Genomic DNA, 16,644 nt, shown 5'->3' on the forward strand with positions numbered 1-16,644 from the left:
CCCAATGACCCGGAAAACCAATGGCAGCTTACGAGAATTTCTTTAACGCCGTGGGGCTGAAGGACTGGTGCTCGGCTGGCGGTGACGGTGGCGGCGGCATGACGTCGATGGCCGACCTGATCGCACAGACCGACGGCACCACGACGCAAGGCCCCTCCCTATGGAACTGGCCCTTTCCCTCGCTCGACGCCCTCAACAAGGCCTGCGCGGCGATCCCGCCCTCGCGCGACGTGACGCAGGGCCTCGAAGACGGATTTCTCGCGATCCGTGGCGGTCTGCGTGCCGTCGTCGACCCGCTGACCCAGCCGCTGAGCTGGGCGCTGCGCGACATGCTCTGGATCATGACCAACACGCCGTGGTGGCTGATGGTGCCGATCCTGATGCTGATCACCTGGCTGGTAACGCGGTCCTGGAGACTTGTGGTCTTCGTGCTGGTCTCGATCGCCTTCCTCGCCTTCATCAACCATTACGACGCGGCGATGCAGACGCTGGCGATCATCTTCGTCTGTGCGTTCATATGCGTTCTCTTCGGCGTGCCCATAGGTATCGCGATGTCGCGGAGCGACAGGCTCCAGCGCACCGTGATCCCGATCCTCGACATGCTGCAGACGCTGCCGCCCTTCGTCTACCTGATCCCGCTGATCTTCCTGTTCTCGGTGACCGAGCCGAAGCTCTACGGTATCGCGATCATCCTCTACGCGATCGTGCCCGTGGTGCGCCTGACCGATCTCGGCATCCGACTGGTCGATCCCGACGTGATCGAGGCAGCCGACGCCTTCGGCATGACCAAGCGCCAGAAGCTGTTCGGCGTGCAGATCCCGCTCGCGCTGCCCAACATCATGGCCGGCGTGAACCAGACGATCATGATGAGCCTCGCCATGGTGGTGATCGCTTCGCTCGTCTCGGCCCCGGGTCTGGGCGTGCTCGTGCTGCGCGGTATCCGGTCGCTCGAACTGGGTGTTGGTCTCGTGGCGGGCTTCGGCATCGTGATCATCGCGATCCTGCTCGACCGCGTGACGAAAGCCTCGCTGGCGCGGATCGACACCAGCAAGAGCGGCAAGTGAGGAGACAGGCATGACCAAGGAAATCAAGGTCTCGATCCGACATCTCTACAAGATCTTCGGGTCGGATCCGCAAGCGGCGCTGGAAGACGTGAAGGCAGGCATGGGCAAGCCGGAACTGCTCGAGAAGCGCAACCACGTGCTCGGGCTCAGCGACATCAACGTGGACATGAAAGAGGGTGAGATCACCGTCATCATGGGGCTTTCGGGCTCGGGTAAATCCACGCTGATCCGGCACCTCAACCGGCTCATCGAGCCGACCGCGGGGGAGGTTCTCGTCAATGGCGAGAACATCCTCGACTATAACGAGGCGCAGCTGCGCAAACTGCGGCGCGAGCGGATGTCGATGGTGTTCCAGAAATTCGCCCTTCTGCCGCACCGCACGGTGGCGGAGAATACGGCGATGGCGCTGGCCACCCGCGGCTTCCCGGCCTCGGACTATGTCGCGGAAGCCGAGAAATGGCTCGACCGTGTCGGGCTCGGGGGCTACGGGGACCACCACCCGCACCAGCTCTCGGGCGGGATGCAGCAGCGCGTGGGGATCGCCCGGGCGCTGGCGTCGAACTCGGACATCATGCTGATGGACGAAGCCTTCTCGGCGCTCGATCCGCTGATCCGGACCGACATGCAGGACCTGCTGCTCGAGCTTCAGGCCGAGCTGCACAAGACCATCATCTTCATCACCCACGATCTGGACGAGGCGCTCAAGCTTGCAGATCACCTGGTGATCCTGAATGACGGTCGGGTGGTCCAGCAGGGCGAACCGCAGGAGATCCTCCTCAATCCGGCGGATCCCTACATCGAGGACTTCGTGGCCGACATCAACCGCGCCCGCGTGCTGCGCGTGCGCTCGGTGATGGAGCGTGGCGCGCCGGAAGGCGAAATGTCGGGCGATATCGACGGCAACGACAACCTCGAGAGCGTCATCGCCAAGGCGGAAGGGGCGCTCGACCGCCGCTACCGCGTGATGATGGGGGGCGAGCCGGTGGGCAGCCTCACCATGCCCTCGATCATGCGCGCGCTGGTGCCCGCGCAATCCTCGGGCGAAACCGCCAAGAGGTAAGAAGAAAGGGATCCGCCCCTGTATTGGGGCGGGTCCGACCCGCCGCGCGACAGGCGCGGGCTTTTCCCAAATATAAGCGTGGGATGCCGCAGGAGCGGGGTGCGCGCTGCCCGGTGTGCTGTCGCATCCCGGGCCGTGTCCTTAGCTGCGCACCACGTAGACCGAGCACTCCGCATGGGTCACGACATGCGACGCCGTGGTGCCCAGCAGATAGTCCTTCACCTTCGGGTTGGCGGCTTCCATCACGATGAGGTCCACCTTGCGCTCGTCTGCCAGCTTGACGATCTGACGATGCACGGCGCCCTTGCGCACGACCATCTCGATCTCGGGCACCCCGCTGGCGGGATTGTCGTTGACGAACTTGCGCAGCTGCTGGCCCCAATAGGTATCGGAGTTGTAGATGTTGAGATTACGCTCGATCTCGGGCGCGATCGTCGCGACGATCAGCTTGGCTTGGCGCCGCCGCGCCATCTCGACGGCTTCCATGTAGGCATGATGTTCGACCTGGGCGTGGCGCAGGTTGATGGGGCAGAGGATGAGCTTTGTCTGGCGTGCCATGATGGCCTCCGGGAAGTTCGAGGCGGAAAATGAACCTCGTGGCGACCGGGCGCGTACCCGGATTGAAACAGCCTCGCCCCTACGACGAATTCCGGAGCTCGAAATGGGCATAAGCGTCACTCCGATGTCGCGCAGCGACATAGGCGCCCGCAAAGAGCGCCACAGTGCATTCAGGCCCCGTGCGTATCGCCGCGAAGGCCTCGCAACGACGCTGCCGCGCGAGCATGCGGGAAGGAGACTTTCACACGCGTCCGTGCACAGTCTCTTTTGGGCCTCGCTTTCGACGTGTGTTTTGACGCGATGGGGCTGGTTTCGGACGAGGCGCCTCAACGAGAAATCGCGATGATAGCAGGGGAACTCGGTTGAGTTTCGGGAATTAATACAACCATAACGGTAGTCGCAAAATCTTCAGGCGATAACGCGCCGAGAGCCATGAAACGAACTTTGCCAACAATATCCGAACCTTCGCGAAAGTCGGCGGCAGGTTCCCGCTGAGCGCTCGAAAAGACCGTCAGTCGTGATGGAACTAACCCGCAAAGCACCTGTTAACGGACCGTAAATTCGCTGTTAACCGAAGTGAGCGGGAGAACTCAACATGGCCAACTTCACGAACGCAACCGAAACCCCCCGTGTTCTGTTCATCGACGACAACGCCATTCTCGCAGATGCTGTGGAGCGGAGCTTCGCTGCGGATGGAAGCATCGCGGTTGTCAGCGAATGCAAAGATGTTCCCTCCGCATTGACCTCGAAGGACGTCCCGATGGAGACCTGCGACGTGGTCGTGTTCGACCCGAGCCAGACCTCTGCGGACCCTGCCGAGACCCTGAGCGCCGTCCGCGAGGCCGCCGGTCCGGTCGCCGCAATCGCCTACCTGCCGGAAACTGCACTCGAGATCGCGCGCCAGTGTCTCCAGTCGGATTACGACGGCGTCGTCTCCCGCAGCGGCAATATCGAAATGCTCATCGACGCGGTTTTCTCGGTCTCCATGGGAAGTCTGTATGTCGACGGGTGCTATGCCGAAGCGCGCAGCGATTCCAGCGCGCCCATTCTGGTCGGCACCGAAGCCCTCACCAGCCGGGAGCGGGAGGTCGTGCGCGGGCTCGTCTACGGCAAGAGCTGTCGCGCGATCGGAAACGACCTTCTGATCAGCGGCAAGACCGTCGAGACGCATAAGTACCGCGCCCTGTCAAAGATGGGTCTCACATGCGCGCGCGAACTCGAAACCTTTGCGCGCCGCAACGCCTGGGCGGTGTAACCGGGTCTAGTGGAAGATGCGAAGCGTTAGTCCGATCCGGATCGGCGTGGCCGACCAAAGTCCGATTTTCGCGTCAGCGGTGCTCGACCTCGCGGCGTCGACATTCGACGACACGGGGACGCATGGCGACGCGCTTTCTGCCACCGACATAGAACGCCTGCGCGATCCCGACTGGGATGTTCTCCTTATCGATCCGCAGTTCACTCCGAACCTTGAAGATCTGGTCCCGCAGATGCTAGCCGCCTGTCCCTCGCTGGCGCTGATCGCCGTTGCGTCGCAGCCGACAAAGGAGCTTGTCAGCTTCTGCATGCGGATCGGCTTCAGCTCCGTCGTGGCGAAATCGATCTCGGGCCCCGCGCTGATGCGGGTGATCCGCGTCACCCTTGCGGGCGGCAGCCTGGTCGACCGCGGTCTTTCGCGCTCCGCCGAGGGCGAGATGCCGGGCCCCACCGAGGGCAAGGCGCTGACCGAGCGCGAGGAATATGTGCTGCGGCTCTGGGCCAAAGGCTATTCCAACAGCGACATCGCGGACCAGATCGGCCTCAGCCGAAAGACCGTCGACAGCCACCGCGCGCGTGGCATGAACAAGCTTGGCCTCGCGGACCGGCCCGCGCTGATCCGGATGGCGAGCGCGCGGGGCTGGCTCGTCTGAGCCCGTCCGACCTCCCGGGTGGGTTTTTGCCCTACACGGGGGGTCAGGAAGCTCCCGACCCCTTTCCGAAATTCCTCCGCTCTTCGCCCGTATTCCCGACTGAAAGGGCTGCGAATCTTCCTTTATCCCTTGGGTCGAACCGGGCGGTACCCCTGCCCATTACACGTTTCGATTCGCCCGTTTCGAGGGGAGAAGGAAAAGAATTATGGCAAAGATCAGTGTTTTCGGGATCGGCTACGTGGGCGTCGTGTCAGCGGCTTGCCTTGCTCGTGACGGCCACGAAGTGATTGCGGTCGATCTCGACGAGAGCAAGGTCGATGGACTGAATGCGGGCCGCGCGCCCATCGTTGAAAAAGGGCTCGACGAGCTGGTGGCCGAGATGGCTGCGAGCGGTCGGCTCAGGGCCACGACCGACGCGGCGGAGGCCGTCGCGAAGACCGACGCCTCCTTCGTCTGCGTGGGCACGCCTTCGGCGCCCGACGGCTCGGTCGGTCTGACCTTCGTGGTCTCCGTCTGTCAGGACATCGGCAAGGCGATCGCCAACAAGTCAGACCGCCACACGGTCATCATGCGCTCGACCATCGTCCCCGGCACCATGGAAGAGATCTGCATTCCCACGCTCGAACGCGCCTCCGGCAAGCTCGCAGCGCGCGATTTCGGCGTCGGTTACTTTCCGGAATTCCTGCGCGAAAGCACCGCGATCGAGGATTACGCCGATCCCGGCCTGATCGTGTTCGGCAGCCTCGACGCGCAGACCGAACAGGTCCTGACCGAGATCAACCAGGATCTTCCCTGCGAGATGAACAAGGTCGATATTCGCACCGCCGAGATGGTGAAATACACCTCGAACAGCTGGCGCGCGGCGAAGATCAGCTTTGCCAACGAGATCGGCAACATCGCCAAGGCCAACGACCTCGACGGTCAGAAGGTGATGGCGGTCCTGTGCAGCGACACCAAGGTCGCCATGTCGCCGGCCTTCCTGCGTCCCGGCTTCGCCTTCGGCGGCTCCTGCTTGCCCAAGGACGTGCGCGCACTCAAGGCGGTGGGCGAGACATCGGGCGTCGCGACGCCGCTTCTGAACGCCATTCTCGAGGCGAACGAGGCGCAGATAGAGCGCGCCGAGGCCATGGTGCGCTCCGCCTCGAAGAAGACCGTCGGTCTCGTCGGCGTCAGCTTCAAGTCGGGCACCGACGATCTGCGTGAAAGCCCGCTGGCCGACCTGGCCGCGCGGCTGATCGAAAGCGGTCAGGACGTGCGCATCTACGATCCCTATGTCGCCACAGCCTTCGCCAACGATCCCGGCGCCGCTGGCCGCGGCAACGCCGTCGTGCCCGACCTCTTCGAACGGATGGAAGACGATCTAGACCGTCTGATCGAAGACAGCGAGGTCATCGTCGTGGGCAACAAGTATCCCGAGGTGACCGCCCGCCTGAAGGAGACGCTGGGCAACCGCCGCGTGGTGGATCTCGGCCGCATCGACCCGAACCTCGTCAGCGACGCTGGCTATCAGGGCATCTGCTGGTAATCCGCAATGCTGGGTCATCTCATTTATATCGCGGCTTTCGTCGCATTGGGCCTTGCCGTGCGCGACACCAGCCTGGCTGCCGCCGATAGTGCCATCGTGGTGCTCGGGGTGATCGGCCTGTGGCGGTATGGATGGGCGGCACTGAACTTCCTGCGCGCGACCGCCTATGTCCGGGTGCTCTATCCCCGGCGCCGCGCGCGGGCCGAGGCCGCCTATGCGCGCCGCCCCGTTCCGGCGCACGCGTATTTCATGGTCACGACCTACAAGATCGAGCCGGGCGTCACGAGCCGCGTCTACAGCTCGATCTTCGAGGCGGCCCGCCGCTCGCCCGGCGGCGCGACCATCGTCGCCTCGGTGGTGGATGGCGCTGACCTCAGGGTGCTGCGCGATCTCTTCGAGGCGCGCAGGCACGACATGCCGCAGGTGCGCTTCATCATCGACCAGATCCCGGGAACCGGGAAGCGCGACGCCATCGCCCGCTCGCTGCGGCTGATGCAGCGCGAGGCCCCGCGACGCGACGACATCATGTTGTTCGTCGACGGCGACAGCGCCGTGCCAGCAGACATCGTCGAGCGCTCCGCGCCCTTCTTCACCGACGAACGGGTCGGGGCGCTGACCACCGACGAATCCGTCGAGATCCCGGATGACTGGCTCTTTCGGAACTGGTTCGATCTGCGCTTCATGCAGCGCCAGATGATGATGTCCTCGATGGCGTTCGGCGGCCGGGTGCTGACGCTGACGGGCCGGATGTCCGTCTTCCGCGCCGACCTGGCGGTGGACCCGAGCTTCATCCGACAGGTTCAATCGGACCATATCGATCACTGGCGGCTCGGTCGGATCAACTTCCTGACCGGCGACGACAAATCGACCTGGTTCTGGCTGCTGAGCCGCGGCTACCGGATGACCTATTTGCCCGACGTGCGCTGCGTCTCCTACGAGGAGCAGCCGATGCCGGGCTTCGTCGAAAGCGCCGTGGCGCTGATGAAGCGGTGGTTCGGCAACATGCTGCGCACCAATGGCCGCGCGGTGGCGCTGGGCCCGTCGCGGATCGGGTTCTTCACCTGGTGGTCAATCCTCGACCAGCGCGTGTCGATCTGGACGACGCTGTTCGGGCCGATCTCGATCGCGCTGACCGCGCTCTTCGCGACGCCTGCGGTGATCCCCGCCTACATCGCCTGGGTGATGTTCACCCGCTACGTCTTCTGCTGGATGCTCTCGACCTTCCGGGGCGGCGGCTTCCCGATCATCTACGCGCCGCTGCTCTACTTCGGCCAGATCCTCGGCGCGTCGGTCAAGAGCTCGGCCCTGTTCCGTCTCGACCGGCAGAAATGGACGCGCCAGGCCGCCAAGAAAGCCGCGGCGCGCATGCCTCTCGGAGCGCGGCTGCGCTCGGCCACTTCCACTTACATGCAGGTCCTTGCGCTGGGGTGGCTAACCCTCGCCGCGGCGCTCTCGACCGGACTTCTCTAAACGACCGACAGGACGCACCATGACACACGCCCCCGATACTTCCCCGGCGCCGCTTTCGGCCGGAAACGAACACCCGTTGATCGATATCCCGTTTTCCGCGGTCATCGACGGACGGCGCTACGCAGGCGACGGTCTGTCGCTGACCGAGGCGCAGGTCTCGGGCCTGATAGACCGCCGGATCGACGGCACGGAAAAGATCGTCCACCTGATCTTCGACTTTCCCGGCTTTCAGGTGGCGCTCGTGCCGACCGCGCGGGTCATGGTGGAAGGCGACAATTCTAGCGTACTGGTCTTCACCGAGCCGACGGGCGATCACTCGCCGCAACTGCGGCAAATCCTGAACGACTATATCTCGGGTGACCTGACCAGCTCCGGCGGGCTGATCCGCAGCGGATCGCTCGCGCAACCCAAGGGCGGCACCGGAGCGGCGCCGAAGCCCGGGTTCCGCAAGCGGCTGCGCAGCGCGTTCGGCACGCTCGTCGTGCTTGCCCTGAGCGTCGCGCTCATCGCGCTGGCCGTCAGCCTGATGCAGGCGCGTCTGTTCACGACCGATATCGCAGCCCCGGGCCGCGTGGTCGCGCAGGGCCAGACGATCCGGGCGACCGCCGACGGTCAGATCAGCTTCATCAACCCCGATGCCGGTCCGGGCGATGTGCTCTTCGCGCTCGACACGGTGGACGGGGAGACGCTTTCGATCGCCATGCCGAGCAAAGGCACCGTCCATCCGATTTCCGTGGCCGAGGGCAGCACCGTTCTTGCCGGCGAGCCGCTCTTCGAGATCTCCGCTCCGGATGCGCCGCTGGTCATCGAGGCGCGCCTGCCGCAGGAGCTTTTGTTCGAAGTGCAGCAGACCGGCGGCGTCAACGTGACCCTGCCTGACGGGACCGAATTCCGTGCGACCCTCGGCGACGGGTTCCGCGCGCCGGGCGCTGTCGGCTCCGACGGGCTGGTGCGCGCCAATCTCGTCCCTTCGATCGACCTTTCGCCCGACGAGGCGGGGCAGGTCGCCGCGCTCAGCGTCAGCCGCGATGCCTTCGGGGTCGATTGGGGCAGCCTTTCCCGCGACGCGCTCGGAGAAGCGCGCGCCTTTACCCGTAGTATCAAAGCAATTGGAGACCAGTCATGAATAGTGTCGTTAATCCCGTAGTTCTGTCTGGAGGGATGGGGACCCGCTTGTGGCCGATGTCCCGCGTCGCCCAGCCCAAGCAATTCCAGTCCATCGACGGCAATGGCGGTCCGACGTTCCTGCAAAGCACCGTGGCGCGCCATCTCGATGACGATTTCGCTGACCCGTTGCTGGTCGCCGCCGCCTCCGAGGAGGGTCTGGTGCGCGATCAGCTGGCCGAGATCGGCGTCACCGGGCGCTTTCTGGGGGAGCCGATGGGCCGCAATACCGGTCCCGCGGTTCTCGCCGCTGCCCTGACGCTGGCGGAAGAGGATCCCGAGGCGCTGCTTCTGGTCCTGCCGTCCGATCACAAGATCGAAGGCGACATGAACACGGTGGTAAAGCAGATGCGCGAGGGCGCGCAGCAGGGCCGGATCGTGCTGTTCGGCGTGGTGCCGAAATATGCCGAGACCGGGTTCGGCTATATCTCCGGCGGCGCGCTGGTCGATGGCCAGGAAGGCCTCCACGAGGTCACCAGTTTCATCGAGAAGCCCGAATTGGAGAAAGCCCAACGGCTCGTCGCATCGGGCGACACGTTCTGGGCGTCGGGCATCAGCCTGATGCGCGCTGACGTCCTGATCGAGGAATTCGAGAAATACGACCCGGCGACGCTGGCCGCCGTTCTGGCCGCGCTCGACGGCGCGAAAAAGACCGAAACCGGCCTGTGCCTCGACGGCGCGCATTTCGCCGAGGCCGCGAACGAGCCGACCGAACGGCTGATCTTCGAACGCTCCGACCGCGTCGCCGTCGCCCCCGTCGAGGTCGACTGGGACGACGTGGGGGCCTGGACCGCGATCCATTCGATCAGCCCCAAGGGCGAAGACGGCAACGTTTCGACCGGACAGGCCCTGACCCTCGACTGTCGCAACTCGCTGATCCGCGCGGGCGACAAGCTGGTCACCGTGATCGGCATGGAGGACGTGATCGTCGTCGACACGCCCGACGCGCTCCTCGTGACCAATCACAGCAACGCCCAGAAGGTGAAAGACGCCGTCGCCGAGCTCAAGGCCCAGAACCGCAGCGAAGTGGCGCGCCATCCCGAGGTCGCAACCGAAGATATCGGGCAGGGCGGCGAGGCCTTCCCCGCCGTGTCGCGTCTCACCCTCGACGCGGGCGAGACCGCGACCTTCCGCGGGCCGACCCCGGGTGGAAAGCTGCTCGCTGTGTCGAGCGGACGCGGCCACTGGAAGAACGGCGGGCCGACCCATGCCTGCAGCCAGGGTCATAGCATCAACGTAAGCCCCGGCTCGTCGGTCGAGGTCTGGAACACCAGCGACGGGGCGCTGAGCCTTTACGAAATCGACCTCTCGGAAGACGAGGCCGAAGAGACATCGAAGGGAACGCGCGATGCACGTGAGTGAACACCTGCGTTGCCTTGGCCTGTCCTGCGGGCTGGCGCTGGCGCTCACCGCGCCGGCGGCTGCTCAGCAGGCGGTCAGCGCGTCGGTGTCCAACGTGCGCCTGGCGCTGACCCAGCTTGCCGCCGGGGCCGGGGTCGAAATCGACACGGAGCTTCTGGGCGATACGCCGGGCGGCGGCTCGGCGATCTACCTCAACCAGGGCGATGTGACCTTGGCCATGCTCGACGACCTGCTGGCGGATTCCGGCCATCCCGATGCGCTGATCCGCAAGGATGACCGGTTTGTGGCCTCGATGCCCATCGTGGTGCTGAAAGGCGCGTCGCTTTCGCTGTCCGAGGGCGATCGGCTGGACCTATCGCGTCGCGAGGGCAGCTACCTGATCTCTTTCGGCGCGCTCGACGTCGATCACGCCACCATCGCCGCGGGCTCCGACGTGCATCCCGATATTGCGGGGTTCCGCCCCTTTGTCGCAGCACTCGGACCGCAGAGCCTGTCGCTGAAAGATGCCACGCTGACCGGCCTCGGCTATGGCGACCGGGCCTATAGCGCCGGGCTGTTTCTCGGCGGGCGCGGGTTGCTCAGTTTCGGCAGCCCGGCCGCGATGACCGGGGACAGTTTCACTGATCTGCGCGGCGTCGTCCTGCAGGATCTCGACGGGGTGAACCTCACCGATACCGAGATCGCCGACGCGCGGGGCAGCGGCCTGATGCTGCGCGATATCGACGGGGGCACGATCACCGATCTGACCGTCCGCGATACCGGGGGCGAGCAGGCGCTGCACCTTTCGGGCGTCTCCGACATGCGGCTCGTCAATGTCGCGCTCGATGGCGGGCAGGGCAAGGGCATGCGCGTGGATGACAACAGCCGCGCGCTTCAGCTTCGCGATGTCGCCGTGCGCGGCTTCGACGGTTCCGGCGCGACGATGGCGCAAGGCGCGACCTGCGTTCTCTTCGACCGGATCGAGGTCTCGGGAAATAAAGGCGCCGGCTTCGCCGAGCGCGGGGCGGGCACGACGATCTTCAACGAGAGCCGGTTTGCCGACAATAGAGGCCCCGGACTGATGATCGACCGCCAGCGCCCCGAAACGCGGGTGCTGATCACCGACAGCCGCTTTGCGGGCAACCGGATGGGCATCCGCGCGACCGGCCTTGCCGACCTGCGTCTGCATGACAACGATTTCACGGATCAGCGCCCCCGGCTTCTGTCGGGCGATCTCGACGCGCTGACGCCCGATTTCCTGCGCGCGAGCGCTGATGGCGGCGCGGGGGATCTCAGCGTCACCGGCGTGCGCGCGCTCGATCCCGCACCTCTGCGCCGCGATGCCGCGCGCGCAGCTTTTGACACCTGTTCCGGAGAGGGCGCTACCTGATGGTCTTTTCATCCGAAACCTTTTTGTTTCTCTTCCTGCCTCTGGCGCTCGCGCTCTATTATCTGACGCCGAGCCGCTGGAAGTCGCTGACGCTGCTCGCGGTCTCCTACGTGTTCTACGCGTGGTGGCGGGTGGATTTCCTGCTGCTGCTCGTCGGCACCACCGCCTGGACCTGGCTCACCGGCCGGGCGATCCGCCATGCCGCGAATGTGCGGATGGCGAAGATATGGACCGGCATCGGCGTCGCCGGCTGCCTCGCCGTTCTGGGTTTCTTCAAGTATTTCAATTTCTTCATCGACAGCCTGACCGCGCTGTTCGGGACCACGCCCGATGCCATCGGCGTGCATTGGCAGATCCTTCTGCCGATCGGCGTCTCGTTCTACGTGTTCCAGTCGGTGAGCTATATCGTCGATACCTATCGCGGCGATGCGCCCGATGACGTGCACCCGCTCGACTTTGCGGCCTTCATCGCGCTTTTCCCGCAGCTCATTGCCGGGCCGATCCTGCGCTACAAGGATCTCGCGCATCAGTTCCGGCACCGCACCCACTCGGTCGAGATGTTCTCGGACGGCATGATGCGCTTCTTCGTCGGTCTGGCGAAGAAGGTGCTGCTGGCCGATGCGGTGGCGCCTCTGGCCGATCTCGCCTTCTCGACGCCCGATCCGTCGCTGACGCTGTCATGGGGCGGGGCGATCGCCTACATGATGCAGCTCTACTTCGACTTCTCGGGCTATTCCGACATGGCGATCGGGCTGGGCATGATGCTGGGCTTCCGCTTCATCGAGAATTTCGACACGCCCTATATTTCGCGCTCGATCACCGAGTTTTGGCGGCGCTGGCACATCTCGCTGTCGGTCTGGCTGCGCGACTATCTCTACATTCCGCTCGGCGGCAACCGCATCGGCCCGGCACGCACTTACGTCAACCTGATGACGGTGATGGTGCTGGGTGGCTTGTGGCACGGCGCGGCCTGGACCTTCGTGATCTGGGGCACCTGGCACGGCGGCTGGCTGATGTGGGAACGCTATTCCGGCTGGGTCAAGTCGCGCTCCACCGCGGCGCTGCTGCGCACGCTTCTGGTCGTGCTCATCGGCTGGGTGATCTTCCGCGCCACCTCGATCGTCGAGGCGGGACAGGTCTTCGCCGGCATGCTGGGGGCCAACGGGATCGGGCTGTCGCCGGATGCCGCCTTCGAGATCACCGGCGAAAGTGTCGCGGTGCTCGTCATCGCGATCGGCGTCGCCATCCTCGAGCCCTGGCTGGCCCGTATGGTCGAGGGCCCGCTCTCGCCGCGCCCTGACGGCACGCTGACCGCCACGAGCGCCATCGTGCCGCCGATGGCCGTCACCGTGCTGGCGACGCTGACCATCCTGAAGCTGGCCGAGCAAAGCTTCTCGCCCTTCCTCTATTTCCAATTCTGAAGGACCGGACCCATGCAGATGATGCTGAAAGCCATACGCACCAGCGTGCCGATCCTGTTCCTCGGCTACGCGCTGTTCGTGAACGTGGATATCTTCGAGAAGGGGCTGCCCGGAACGGTCAAGGGCGACTTCGTGAGCGGCAAGGCTGCGACGTCGCTCGGCGCGCTCTACGGAAAGGCGCAGCCGCACCGCAAGACCGCGGTCGGCCTGATCGGGGCTGCGCGCTACGAGCTGATCGGCGAAGGCCGTGACGGCGTGACGGCGGGCGATGACGGTTGGCTCTTCACCGATGAGGAATTCGATCGCGCCACGCCGTCCGAGATCAAGACCGCCGCCGGGGTCGTCGCCGACGTCAAGGCGCAGCTCAACGCGCTGGGGACCAAGCTCGTCGTCGTGCCGGTGCCCGCGAAGATCGACATCTACCGCGACCACGGCGGCGAACAGGCGGGGCAGGCGATGGAGGACCAGTATCGCGCCTTCCGCGCGGCGCTGACCGATGAGGGCGTCACGACCGTCGATACCCGGCCCGCGCTGGCCGATGCCGGGCCCGATCCGGTCTTCCTGACGCGCGACACGCACTGGACCCCGCAGGGGGCTGCGAGGGTGGCCAAGGTCGTGGCGCAATCGGGCAAGATTTCCCATGGCGACACGGTGTTCAAGAAGGTCCCGGCGCGGCCCAAGGAATTCATGGGGGACCTGGTGTCCTTCGTCACCACCGACGATTTCGCGCCGAGCGTGGGGCTCGGCCCCGAGCGGGTGACGCCCTATGTCGCCGAAGAGAAAGGCGCGGAAAAGAAGGGCATCTTCGCCTCCGACGATGCGCCGATCGACACGGTTCTGGTCGGCACGAGCTACAGCGCCAACAAGTCCTGGAGCTTCGTGCCCGCCCTCAAGATCGCGCTGGGGCGCGACATCCTTAACCTCGCCGAGGAAGGCCGCGGCCCGATCGAACCGATGAACGCGTTCCTGTCCGAGCCGAAACTGGACGATGCGCCGCCCGCGCGGGTGATCTGGGAATTCCCGATCCGCTATCTCGGCGAGCCGAAATACATCGACGGAAAGGAGGCCGGAAATGCGTGATCCGCGTCTTGCGACGACCATGGCGGGCCTGCTCGCGGTCGTATTGGCCGGACCGGTGTTCGGGCAGGCGGTGATCGACGACCGCGTCACCGAGACCGCCGACCTGCCGACCTGGAAGCTGCAGCACGACCGCAAGCGGATGCTGCACGACCAGCATCTCAGCTTTGCCGAGATGCGCGCGCTCGCGGATGCGGGCGACGGGCTGGCCGCGTTCCGCTATGCCAACCGGCTGATGGCGCTCGACGATCCGAGCGTCGTCGGAGACGCGGCGCTCTATTACGCCTCTGCGGTGTTCACCGGGCGCGACTACGCGTTGGGGCCGCTGATCCGCATCCTCGAGCGGCCCGATCTCGACGTCTCGGACAAGCGGCTCCACCATCTCGAGAACGCGATCCGGACGTTGGCGGTGCAGGGCTACACCAAGGCGCGCGAGGCGCTGACGGGCTTTTACGAGTCCGGCAAGCCCTTCGGCTACCATCCCGAGCGTGCCCGCGACCTGCTGCTAGAGCTGGCCGAGTCCGGCGACGGCGCCGCCGCGATCCAGATCGGCTCCAAGGCCCTGCAGAACCCGGACCTCGTCGCGCCCGAACGTCTGCATTCCATCCTCACCCATGCCGCTTCGGACGCGGATGAACTGGGCACGCGCACGGCCGCAAAGTCGATCCTCGCGCAGCTCGACGCCCGTTCCGACGATACCGAGAAGGAAACGCAATGATACTCCGTTCACTCGCACTTGCCGCCGGGCTGCTGGCCGCCGGGACCGGATCGGCCTTGGCACAGCAGAAGTCGGCCTATGACTGCCACGGGCTCGCCACGGCGGATAACCTGCCGGTTCTCGAAGGCAGCGACGGCTTTTTCTACCGCCTCAACCTCAACATGCGGACCTATCACCCGCTCTCTGCGGCGGCCGCGAAAACCGTGGGCACGCTGTCGCGGGTGCTGGCCGAGAGGGGCACCAAGCTGATCTACGTGCCGATTCCGACCAAGAGCCTCGCGATGCCGGAGCACCTGCCGCCCGAAGCGGCGGATTACGGCTATGACAAGGCGCTCGCCCAGGCCGGGTACAAGGCGTTCCTGTCGCGGCTGGCCGACGCGAATGTCACCGCCATCGACACCGTCGCGGCGATGAATACCTTGCCGGACGATCGCCAGCCTTTCATCGGCCTCGATTTCCACTGGTCGCCGGACGGCGCGCATTCCGTGGCGAAGGCGATCGCCGACACGATTCACCAGACGCCATCGCTCGACGACATGAAAACGACCAAGATCGAGCTGACCTCGACGGGCACCAAGCCGGTCGAATCCGCGCTGCGGCGCCATATTCAGAAATTTTGCCGCGACGGCTTGCCGGTGCCGCGGACCGAACGGTTCAAGGCCACCGAAAAAGGCGGCGGCAGCGGCGACGCGGGCGATATCTTCGCGGCCGACAGCGCCGGTCCGCCGATCGCGCTGGTCGGCACCTCGATGTCCGCCGAGAAGATGTTCAGCTTCGAAGATGCCCTGTCCTACGAGACCCAGGCACAGGTCGCGAACTACTCGGTGACCGGCGGCAACCAGTTCGGCGCGATCACCTCCTACCTGTTGTCGGAGGATTTCCGCGAGAACAAGCCGCGCGTACTGATCTGGGAAAACCCGATCTACAACAATCTCGGCGGGTTCGGCGAACGCCCCCTGCGCGAGTTGATCGCGGCGGCCGGCGCCGACTGCACGCCGCTCAAGACCGCCAATCCCGACCCGAACGTGCTGACCGCGGACCTGCCCGCCAACAGCTGGACGCCCGAGAGCTATCTCGGTGTCGATACCGGCCGGGCGAACGGTGTGCGCGCCACGCTCAAGTTCTCGAACGACGATGGTCTCACCGGCTCCACGACGATCCAGCGCTCCGAGCGTGTGGGGCCGACCCGTTGGTTTTACGAGTATGCGCGCCCGCTTTGGCGCAAGGACTACACCCATGTGCGCGTCGAACTCGACCAGCCGGCCGAGAAGGACGCCACGCTCTCCACATGTACCTTGAAAGGATCCCAGACATGATGAACAAGCGAACGCTTCTGCTTTCCCTCCCTGTCGCGCTGCTGACCGCGCTGCCCGCGGCCGCGCAGGATGAAGGGCTCTACCCCGAGCCGTCCTCGCCGGATGCCTCCTTCCTGCGCGTGATCGCGCCCGATGCGGATTCGGTGTCGATCGACGGTACGCGGCTCGAGACCTCGGATGCGGGCCTGACCCCCTATGTCGAGGTTGCCCCCGGCGACGTGGACCTCACCGTCGGCGACGAGGAACGCTCCGTCGAGGTGGGCGCCAGCACCCATTACACCATCCTGTCTTCGGTCAAGGACGAACCGATGATCAAGGACGACATAACCGAAAGCCCCGCGCAGGCGGATCTGCTGCTCTACAACCTGAGCGACATGAAGACTTTCGATCTCTATGCAACCGAGGCGAAAACGGCGGCACTGTCCGATGTAGCGCCCGGCACTGAAGGGGCAGTCGGCCTGAAGGCGCCGCTGACCCTGACCTTCGAGCTGCGTCAGGACGGTGAGACGCTCTCGAGCCTCGATCCGCTGGAGCTGCGTCGCGGTACCGCGACCACGGTGATCGTCGGCGCCGACGGCGCGCTGACCGCCACCGACAGCACCTACGCGAACTGAAACTGACACGCCTCGTCCT

At 65.2% G+C, this 16,644-nt stretch carries 15 protein-coding genes; 14 read left to right on the plus strand and 1 reads right to left on the minus strand.

Going from position 1 to position 16,644, the window contains the following annotated elements; genetic code table 11:
• The first annotated feature begins 20 nt into the window (after positions 1 to 20).
• Entirely contained in the window at positions 21 to 1,064 is a 1,044-nt protein-coding gene (locus B6V75_RS00515) for an ABC transporter permease subunit (protein WP_075777045.1), read from the plus strand.
• Positions 1,065 to 1,074: 10 nt separating this feature from the next.
• Entirely contained in the window at positions 1,075 to 2,124 is a 1,050-nt protein-coding gene (locus B6V75_RS00520; protein WP_075777046.1) for a betaine/proline/choline family ABC transporter ATP-binding protein, read from the plus strand.
• Between the two features lie 141 nt (positions 2,125 to 2,265).
• Here B6V75_RS00520 and B6V75_RS00525 read toward each other — a convergent pair whose 3' ends face one another.
• Positions 2,266 to 2,682 carry a universal stress protein gene (locus B6V75_RS00525; protein WP_075777047.1) on the minus strand — a complete coding sequence of 139 codons (417 nt, stop codon included), beginning with the start codon at positions 2,680 to 2,682 and terminating at the stop codon, positions 2,266 to 2,268.
• Between the two features lie 595 nt (positions 2,683 to 3,277).
• Here B6V75_RS00525 and B6V75_RS00530 point away from each other — a divergent pair.
• From B6V75_RS00530 to B6V75_RS00585, 12 genes are all read left to right on the plus strand, one after another.
• Positions 3,278 to 3,937 carry a response regulator transcription factor gene (locus B6V75_RS00530; protein ID WP_088718384.1) on the plus strand — a complete coding sequence of 220 codons (660 nt, stop codon included), beginning with the start codon at positions 3,278 to 3,280 and terminating at the stop codon, positions 3,935 to 3,937.
• Positions 3,938 to 3,953: 16 nt separating this feature from the next.
• Positions 3,954 to 4,589, plus strand: a complete 636-nt coding sequence (locus B6V75_RS00535; RefSeq protein ID WP_088718385.1) for a response regulator transcription factor — start codon at positions 3,954 to 3,956, stop codon at positions 4,587 to 4,589.
• Between the two features lie 205 nt (positions 4,590 to 4,794).
• Positions 4,795 to 6,114 (plus strand): nucleotide sugar dehydrogenase, encoded by a 1,320-nt coding sequence (locus B6V75_RS00540; protein WP_075777050.1) that lies wholly within the window; start codon positions 4,795 to 4,797, stop codon positions 6,112 to 6,114.
• Positions 6,115 to 6,120: 6 nt separating this feature from the next.
• A complete protein-coding gene (locus B6V75_RS00545) occupies positions 6,121 to 7,584 on the plus strand; it encodes a glycosyltransferase (protein ID WP_075777051.1) in 1,464 nt (487 codons plus the stop codon).
• Between the two features lie 19 nt (positions 7,585 to 7,603).
• On the plus strand, positions 7,604 to 8,710 hold the full coding sequence (locus B6V75_RS00550) for an HlyD family efflux transporter periplasmic adaptor subunit (protein ID WP_077701258.1): 1,107 nt from the start codon (positions 7,604 to 7,606) through the stop codon (positions 8,708 to 8,710).
• Positions 8,707 to 10,110 (plus strand): sugar phosphate nucleotidyltransferase, encoded by a 1,404-nt coding sequence (locus B6V75_RS00555; RefSeq protein ID WP_088718386.1) that lies wholly within the window; start codon positions 8,707 to 8,709, stop codon positions 10,108 to 10,110. The genes B6V75_RS00550 and B6V75_RS00555 overlap by 4 nt, the downstream gene beginning before the upstream one ends.
• The gene (locus B6V75_RS00560) at positions 10,097 to 11,479 is read left to right on the plus strand and encodes a right-handed parallel beta-helix repeat-containing protein (RefSeq protein ID WP_088718387.1); all 1,383 of its coding nucleotides are present in this window, start codon (positions 10,097 to 10,099) and stop codon (positions 11,477 to 11,479) included. Before B6V75_RS00555 ends, B6V75_RS00560 begins: the two co-directional genes overlap by 14 nt.
• On the plus strand, positions 11,479 to 12,900 hold the full coding sequence (locus B6V75_RS00565) for an MBOAT family protein (RefSeq protein WP_088718388.1): 1,422 nt from the start codon (positions 11,479 to 11,481) through the stop codon (positions 12,898 to 12,900). Before B6V75_RS00560 ends, B6V75_RS00565 begins: the two co-directional genes overlap by 1 nt.
• 12 nt (positions 12,901 to 12,912) lie before the next feature.
• On the plus strand, positions 12,913 to 13,980 hold the full coding sequence (locus B6V75_RS00570) for a hypothetical protein (protein ID WP_088718389.1): 1,068 nt from the start codon (positions 12,913 to 12,915) through the stop codon (positions 13,978 to 13,980).
• Complete coding sequence (locus tag B6V75_RS00575; RefSeq protein WP_075777057.1) at positions 13,973 to 14,695, plus strand: hypothetical protein; 723 nt, start codon at positions 13,973 to 13,975, stop codon at positions 14,693 to 14,695. Before B6V75_RS00570 ends, B6V75_RS00575 begins: the two co-directional genes overlap by 8 nt.
• On the plus strand, positions 14,692 to 16,011 hold the full coding sequence (locus tag B6V75_RS00580) for a hypothetical protein (protein WP_075777058.1): 1,320 nt from the start codon (positions 14,692 to 14,694) through the stop codon (positions 16,009 to 16,011). The genes B6V75_RS00575 and B6V75_RS00580 overlap by 4 nt, the downstream gene beginning before the upstream one ends.
• Entirely contained in the window at positions 16,008 to 16,625 is a 618-nt protein-coding gene (locus B6V75_RS00585) for an alginate O-acetyltransferase AlgF (RefSeq protein ID WP_168174417.1), read from the plus strand. The genes B6V75_RS00580 and B6V75_RS00585 overlap by 4 nt, the downstream gene beginning before the upstream one ends.
• The last annotated feature ends 19 nt before the right edge of the window (positions 16,626 to 16,644 follow it).

It is taken from the genome of Thioclava sp. F1Mire-8 (assembly GCF_002213165.1).
Lineage (GTDB): Bacteria > Pseudomonadota > Alphaproteobacteria > Rhodobacterales > Rhodobacteraceae > Thioclava > Thioclava nitratireducens.

What these genes read in the sequence shown, in the direction of transcription:
- B6V75_RS00515 (WP_075777045.1), top strand. Translation starts at nt 21, where the DNA reads ATGGCAGCTTACGAGAATTTCTTTAACGCCGTGGGGCTGAAGGACTGG.
- B6V75_RS00520 (WP_075777046.1), top strand. Translation starts at nt 1,075, where the DNA reads ATGACCAAGGAAATCAAGGTCTCGATCCGACATCTCTACAAGATCTTC.
- B6V75_RS00525 (WP_075777047.1), bottom strand. Translation starts at nt 2,682, where the DNA reads ATGGCACGCCAGACAAAGCTCATCCTCTGCCCCATCAACCTGCGCCAC.
- B6V75_RS00530 (WP_088718384.1), top strand. Translation starts at nt 3,278, where the DNA reads ATGGCCAACTTCACGAACGCAACCGAAACCCCCCGTGTTCTGTTCATC.
- B6V75_RS00535 (WP_088718385.1), top strand. Translation starts at nt 3,954, where the DNA reads ATGCGAAGCGTTAGTCCGATCCGGATCGGCGTGGCCGACCAAAGTCCG.
- B6V75_RS00540 (WP_075777050.1), top strand. Translation starts at nt 4,795, where the DNA reads ATGGCAAAGATCAGTGTTTTCGGGATCGGCTACGTGGGCGTCGTGTCA.
- B6V75_RS00545 (WP_075777051.1), top strand. Translation starts at nt 6,121, where the DNA reads ATGCTGGGTCATCTCATTTATATCGCGGCTTTCGTCGCATTGGGCCTT.
- B6V75_RS00550 (WP_077701258.1), top strand. Translation starts at nt 7,604, where the DNA reads ATGACACACGCCCCCGATACTTCCCCGGCGCCGCTTTCGGCCGGAAAC.
- B6V75_RS00555 (WP_088718386.1), top strand. Translation starts at nt 8,707, where the DNA reads ATGAATAGTGTCGTTAATCCCGTAGTTCTGTCTGGAGGGATGGGGACC.
- B6V75_RS00560 (WP_088718387.1), top strand. Translation starts at nt 10,097, where the DNA reads ATGCACGTGAGTGAACACCTGCGTTGCCTTGGCCTGTCCTGCGGGCTG.
- B6V75_RS00565 (WP_088718388.1), top strand. Translation starts at nt 11,479, where the DNA reads ATGGTCTTTTCATCCGAAACCTTTTTGTTTCTCTTCCTGCCTCTGGCG.
- B6V75_RS00570 (WP_088718389.1), top strand. Translation starts at nt 12,913, where the DNA reads ATGCAGATGATGCTGAAAGCCATACGCACCAGCGTGCCGATCCTGTTC.
- B6V75_RS00575 (WP_075777057.1), top strand. Translation starts at nt 13,973, where the DNA reads ATGCGTGATCCGCGTCTTGCGACGACCATGGCGGGCCTGCTCGCGGTC.
- B6V75_RS00580 (WP_075777058.1), top strand. Translation starts at nt 14,692, where the DNA reads ATGATACTCCGTTCACTCGCACTTGCCGCCGGGCTGCTGGCCGCCGGG.
- B6V75_RS00585 (WP_168174417.1), top strand. Translation starts at nt 16,008, where the DNA reads ATGATGAACAAGCGAACGCTTCTGCTTTCCCTCCCTGTCGCGCTGCTG.